Here is a 5,614-nt window from a genome sequence, read left to right as displayed (position 1 = left end):
TTGCAACTTTTTTAAATCGCTCATTTTGAACACAAAACTAAATTATAAACAGATGAAAAAAGGATTTTTAATAGATATGGATGGTGTCATCTACAGCGGAGATACCATGATAGAAGGTGCGGATACGTTTATAGCATCATTGCAGGAAAATAATATTCCGTTTCTGTTTATGACCAATAACAGTCAGCGTTCGCCACTGGATACGGTAAATAAAGTAGCGAAGATGGGAATACATATAGAGGAAGAGAATGTCTACACGAGTGCTATGGCCACGGCCTGGTTCCTCTCGTTTATGAAACCTAACGGAACTGCTTATGTTCTGGGAGAAGGGGGGCTTATAACGAGCCTGCATCAGCAGGGATATGTTATGGTTAACCAAAACCCGGATTATGTAGTTGTGGGGGAAGGAAGGAATTTTACCCTGGAAATGGTTAACAATGCAGTGGACATGATCCTGGAAGGAGCCAAATTTATTGCGACAAACCTGGACCCTTCACCGAAAAAGGAAGGATGGAACAACCTAGGTATCAAGGCCATTGTGGCTATGATAGAAGAAGCTACGGGGAAAAAAGCTTTTTCCGTGGGAAAGCCGAGCCCCGTGATGATGAGGGCAGCAAGAAAAACACTGGGACTTACGGCCCAGGAAACCATTATCATAGGAGATACCATGGATACCGATATTCTGGGAGGAATACAGTTGGGGTATCATACCATACTTACACTTTCCGGGGTTTCAAAAAAAGAAGATCTGCAGCACTATGCGTTTCAGCCGAACCGTATTGTAAAGTCGGTTAAGGAATTGGCCGTAGAAGATCTTACCAAAATCTAAATTCTTTTAAACCCCGATATTTACAGAATGAACAATATGCGTAATTGGTCCGTGGCAGTGGCTTTGTCCGGATTCTTATTTGGTTTCGACACCGTCGTTATTTCCGGTGCCAATCTTCCTATCCGGGAGCTCTGGAATACTTCTGCCTGGTTTCACGGAATATTTATCATGTCAATGGCTTTATGGGGAACAGTGATCGGTGCTCTTTGCGGGGGGATCCCATGTAATAAGTACGGCAGAAAGAAAACACTTTTCTGGATAGGGATACTGTACCTGGTATCGGCCCTGGGCTCCGGTATGGCACCCGATCCGTATTCATTTTCCTTTTTCCGTTTTATAGGCGGACTGGGAGTGGGGGCTTCTTCCGTGGCAGCGCCTACCTATATCTCTGAAATTTCCGGTGCAAAGAACCGTGGAAAACTGGTGGCTTTATATCAGTTTAACCTGGTATTCGGGATCCTGCTGGCCTATATCTCCAACTTCTTGTTGCAGGGAGTAGGAGGTAATAACGACTGGAGGTTTATGCTTGCCGTTGAGGCTATTCCTGCTGCGATATACTGTTTAATGGTATGGGGTGTCCCCAACAGCCCCCGGTGGCTCCTGCTACAAAAACAGGATGAGGCAGGGGCAAGGGAAGTGTTACAGAAAATGTATGATAATGAAGAAGCGGAAAAAGCCCTGGACCAGATCCGCCTGGACAATACGCCGGGAAAGACGCATAATGTATTTTCCGGAAAGTATGGCTTACCGTTGTTACTGGCGTTTTTAATCGCTTTTTTCAATCAGTTGTCCGGTATTAATTTTATACTTTATTACGCTCCGGAAATCCTGGAAATGGCCGGGCTCGCATCCAAGGATTCCCTGATGAATGCCATAGCTATCGGGGCTATCAATCTTGTATTTACTCTTTTGGGATTAAGGCTTATCGATAGCCTCGGGAGAAAACAATTGATGCTTATAGGCTCTCTGGGGTATATCATCAGTCTGACTATGGTCGCATGGTCGTTTTATGCCTCCGCGAGCCCCGTGGTGTTACTGATCTTTATTTTATTGTTTATAGCATCTCATGCCATAGGACAGGGGGCAGTGATCTGGGTATTTATTTCCGAAATATTTCCCAATAAGGTGCGGGCTTACGGGCAAGCTTTCGGAAGTGGGGTACACTGGGTATTTGCAGCCCTGATAACCTTGTTAGCCCCGGTATTTATCGATATGTTCAGGGAAAATCCCTGGCCTATTTTTGCCTTTTTCGCTTTTATGATGGTGTTGCAGTTGTTCTTTACCATTTTCCTGATGCCGGAAACCAAAGGAGTTTCCCTGGAAGAACTGGAGAAACGTATGATAAAAGAAGACTGACAAAGTATGTCTTATAAAAAAACAGGTTTTGCGATGCTTTATATTGCGAAACCTGTTTTTTGTATAAGGAAAAAGAATTGGTGGTTAACTGGCTTTTTTTATTTTTCCCGATCCGGATATTTTGGAATCTTCTTTAGGATTTCCTTTATATAATACGCTTCCCGACCCGGATATCCTCGCTGTTAACGTACTGTTACAATATACCTGGACATCGCCGGAACCGGATATGGCGGCATTTACCTCGTCTGCCATGAGTTCATAAGCATGAATGTCTCCCGACCCGGATATATTGCCTTCGTAAAATTTAGCCTTTCCTTTGAGTTTTATATCGCCGGAGCCTGCAATATTGCTTTCCAGGTTATCTGCTTCTACGGCCAGGTCTATGTCGCCAGATCCGGCAAGATTGGTTTCAAAGCCCCGGGCTTTGATGAGGCCATTTCCGGTGATACTTCCGGAGCCTGCAAGGGATACCTCGGAAATATCTTCAAAAGGAACGGTGATGAGGATCTTTTTGTGCGGCCTGAGGTTAATACCCTTTGCGGTTTTGATTTTTAAAGAACTTCCTTTTACTTCAGTCTCTATATATTCCAGAAGGTTCTCTTCGGCTTCTATGATGAGGTTGCCTTCCCTGCCGGAAACCAGAACAACATCAAACATTCCGGCAACACTTATTTCATCATAGCTTTCGGTTTTCCGGTCGGTTTTAACGACATTTCCGTTTCCGGTTACTTTTTTATTTCCGAACCACTGGGCATTCAGGGTGGAGATAAATAACAGTCCGATACAAAGGGTGATGATCTTTTTCATTTGGTTAATGGTTTATAATTGATGACTCTTTTGATCCCGGGGGAAACCTGTTCCTCCCGGGGATGTGATTTCATTCAGGGAATTTAATTCCTGTACAAGGTTACTCCTCCATATTCCGAAGTAATGAGAAGATTTCCGGAAGGGGAGTTGCCGTAAGACCCTTTATAGTATTTTTCCGTACTCTTTTCTCTTTTTATGCTGTAATCAAAACTGTCCTCTCCGTTAAACCCGGCATATTCGAGTTTGATCTCAAAGTTGAAGCTATAGTTTTGATGGAAACCTATCTTTATACCTGTATACTCGGAACGGATATTGACATTACCTGCATCGGCTGCCAGCTGACCTATTTTAATGGAGCCGTAATCCGAGGTGATGTCGAGATTTCCGTGAATTGTTCCCAGCTTGGTAGACAGATAGTCCCCGCTGCCGTGAATGTTTTTTGCTTTTCCGACGTTCAGGCTGCCGTAGTCGCATGAATACTCCAGGCTGCCGATATCATTGATTTCCGAAGAAGTATAATCTGCAGACAGCTTAAGACGTTCGGTCTTTTCGAGCACGAAGCCGGAGTAATCCGCATTTATGGTTCCGCTTTTCATGTAGCCGATAGTAGACTTGGAAGTGTAATCAAACGATAGGTCGTTACCATCTGCCCGGAGTTCACCTATATCAAGTTTTCCGTAGTCACAGCTTATTTTGGCCCTGCCGTTTATCCGGTCAAGACGGATACTGCCGTAATCATTACTCAGGTCAACATTATTGTTTACCGGAAGTTTGATGGTGTAATTGATCTCCATGCTCACATTATTGTTCCCGGAGCCCCAGCCCCATTTTTTCTTTTCGAAAATGGTTTTGGCAGAGACCATACTTTTGCCGGCTTCGAACTGCACATTGATCTCGTCCAGTTTTTGTTGTACTTTCTCTTCGTTGTTTCCGTTGGTCTTTATGAGCACATCGATCTCGATCCTGTTTTGGTCCCAGGAAGTGATGTAGATATTCCCGTAGGAATTGTTTACCTGCAAGAGGGCATTCGAATTGACCTCAAAAGATTTTTTTATCTTTTTTTCTTTACTGTAACGGCCGCTCCATTTCGGATCCGGCTTACCGGTAGGGCTTGCTGTTACCATTAAAGGAAATACTACTGCCAACAGTACCCATATTGCATTATATCCTGCTTTCTTCATGATTATCTTTTTTTAATTGTTTGGTATCTTCTATTTGTTCCATAACATTCTGCAACAGGGTTATCCTGGTCTGGAAGTTGGTGATCATGGCGTTTAATAATTGTTTGCTGTAACCGTTTTTTTGCAGTTCGGCTTCCAGTTTTTCATAATCGCTCTCTATCTGTTCCAGTTGCACAATGGCATCATTTACAATAATTTTGGTGTCTTCCGTATCTGCTTCGTCCTTGATTTTTTTCAATTCGGTCTCTATAAGCGAAGAGAAGTAATACCGGGTTTTTTCCAGTTCCGGATAGACAACCTGTTCTTCGGTTTCCACGACGGGGCCGGGAGATGGCTGCGGTTTGTTATAGAAAACCCAGCCTATGCCGAGCAGTAGCATCACGGAGGCAGCAATAGACAGGTTTCTCCACAATTTCCCGGAGGAGGTTTTCCTTTCGGGGGCCTTGTTTTGCCGTGCAAGTTTCTCCAGGAAGCGGTTTTGGTGCCCTGCTGCCGGAGTTTCCATGTCAAATTCGCCCTGTAGTTGCTCGAATAATTTATCTATATTATCCTTTTTCATAATAAAATAGGTATTAAAAAGGGCCGGTTGTTTCTCCTTATTGGTTTCATGATCAGTTAACCCTTGTGGTCATCAGTTTTTTTCGCAGACTCTCCTTGGCCCGGCTTATGGTTGTCCGGCAATTGGCATAGCTGATCTGCAAAATCTCACTTATTTCATCATAGTCATAACCTTCTATTAAATGTAAGGTCAAAGAAACTCTGTAATTGTCCTTTAGGGTTTTCATGGTTTCCAAAACTTTTTGAGCCTGAACGTTTGTAAACTCATGATCCGAGGCAATACCATCATTATCTTCGACCTTATGCAATGTTTCATCGATCGAAATTTCCCGGTTTTGTTGTTGTTTCCGGAAACTATAGATGCTGTCGTTTACCACGATCCGCTTCAGCCAGGCCCCGAAGGTTACCTCTCCGCGGAAAGTGTCCAGCTTGGTAAATGCCTTCAGAAAGGACTCCTGCATGATGTCTTCTGCTTCGAACTCGTCCTTGACAATACGGAAAGCGGTATTGTACATGGCCTTGTAATAGCGGTTATAAATCTCCATCTGCGCTTTGGAGTTACCTTCTTTGCACTGCACAAGCAGTTGCTTCATATATGTATCCGGTTGGCTCAAAAAGTAATCGTTTTTCAGTATAAGGATGAAGAAGGATATCAATTGTTACACTTCAGGTAAATTTTTTTGAAAAAAAATATCCCGAAGTAAAGAAACGGAATTTATCCGGACCAAAAATCGGAAGTAGCGGACCGGGAAAAAAAACGGGTTGATTTGTGGGTGATATGTTTTTTCTGGTACCGGGATTCGGGATTCGGAGTTGGGGAGTTTTTTAGTTAACCTTAAAAACCCACCTGCTTTGCAGGTGGTCATGTTCTGATGGCTATGCC

The 5,614-nt window shown here is 43.5% G+C and carries 6 protein-coding genes; 2 read left to right on the top strand and 4 right to left on the bottom strand.

Translation table 11 applies throughout. The features are described from left to right. The first annotated feature begins 52 nt into the window (after positions 1-52). Together ED312_RS23390 and ED312_RS23385 are read left to right on the top strand one after the other, a co-directional pair. Positions 53-829: an HAD-IIA family hydrolase gene (locus ED312_RS23390; RefSeq protein WP_123218429.1), complete on the top strand. Its 777-nt coding sequence runs from the start codon at positions 53-55 to the stop codon at positions 827-829. Between the two features lie 27 nt (positions 830-856). Beyond that, positions 857-2,185 (top strand): sugar porter family MFS transporter, encoded by a 1,329-nt coding sequence (locus ED312_RS23385; protein ID WP_123218428.1) that lies wholly within the window; start codon positions 857-859, stop codon positions 2,183-2,185. 84 nt (positions 2,186-2,269) lie between these two features. Here ED312_RS23385 and ED312_RS23380 read toward each other — a convergent pair whose 3' ends face one another. The 4 genes from ED312_RS23380 to ED312_RS23365 form a co-directional block, all read right to left on the bottom strand. Then, positions 2,270-2,992, bottom strand: a complete 723-nt coding sequence (locus ED312_RS23380; RefSeq protein WP_123218427.1) for a head GIN domain-containing protein — start codon at positions 2,990-2,992, stop codon at positions 2,270-2,272. A gap of 83 nt (positions 2,993-3,075) precedes the next feature. Beyond that, on the bottom strand, positions 3,076-4,173 hold the full coding sequence (locus ED312_RS23375) for a hypothetical protein (protein ID WP_123218426.1): 1,098 nt from the start codon (positions 4,171-4,173) through the stop codon (positions 3,076-3,078). Continuing rightward, on the bottom strand, positions 4,154-4,732 hold the full coding sequence (locus ED312_RS23370) for a hypothetical protein (protein ID WP_123218425.1): 579 nt from the start codon (positions 4,730-4,732) through the stop codon (positions 4,154-4,156). The genes ED312_RS23375 and ED312_RS23370 overlap by 20 nt, the downstream gene beginning before the upstream one ends. Positions 4,733-4,784: 52 nt before the next feature. Continuing rightward, the gene (locus ED312_RS23365; RefSeq protein ID WP_123218430.1) at positions 4,785-5,324 is read right to left on the bottom strand and encodes an RNA polymerase sigma factor; all 540 of its coding nucleotides are present in this window, start codon (positions 5,322-5,324) and stop codon (positions 4,785-4,787) included. Positions 5,325-5,614: the final 290 nt, after the last annotated feature.

It is taken from the genome of Sinomicrobium pectinilyticum, assembly GCF_003725735.1.
Taxonomy (GTDB): Bacteria; Bacteroidota; Bacteroidia; order Flavobacteriales; family Flavobacteriaceae; genus Sinomicrobium; species Sinomicrobium pectinilyticum.
Note: the sequence above shows the minus strand (reverse complement) of the source record. Positions and strands in the feature narration are given on the sequence as shown.

Excerpts from the sequence above, each read along its gene's own strand:
- ED312_RS23370 (WP_123218425.1), bottom strand. The coding sequence starts at position 4,732 with ATGAAAAAGGATAATATAGATAAATTATTCGAGCAACTACAGGGCGAA.
- ED312_RS23365 (WP_123218430.1), bottom strand. The coding sequence starts at position 5,324 with ATGAAGCAACTGCTTGTGCAGTGCAAAGAAGGTAACTCCAAAGCGCAG.
- ED312_RS23380 (WP_123218427.1), bottom strand. The coding sequence starts at position 2,992 with ATGAAAAAGATCATCACCCTTTGTATCGGACTGTTATTTATCTCCACC.
- ED312_RS23390 (WP_123218429.1), top strand. The coding sequence starts at position 53 with ATGAAAAAAGGATTTTTAATAGATATGGATGGTGTCATCTACAGCGGA.
- ED312_RS23375 (WP_123218426.1), bottom strand. The coding sequence starts at position 4,173 with ATGAAGAAAGCAGGATATAATGCAATATGGGTACTGTTGGCAGTAGTA.
- ED312_RS23385 (WP_123218428.1), top strand. The coding sequence starts at position 857 with ATGAACAATATGCGTAATTGGTCCGTGGCAGTGGCTTTGTCCGGATTC.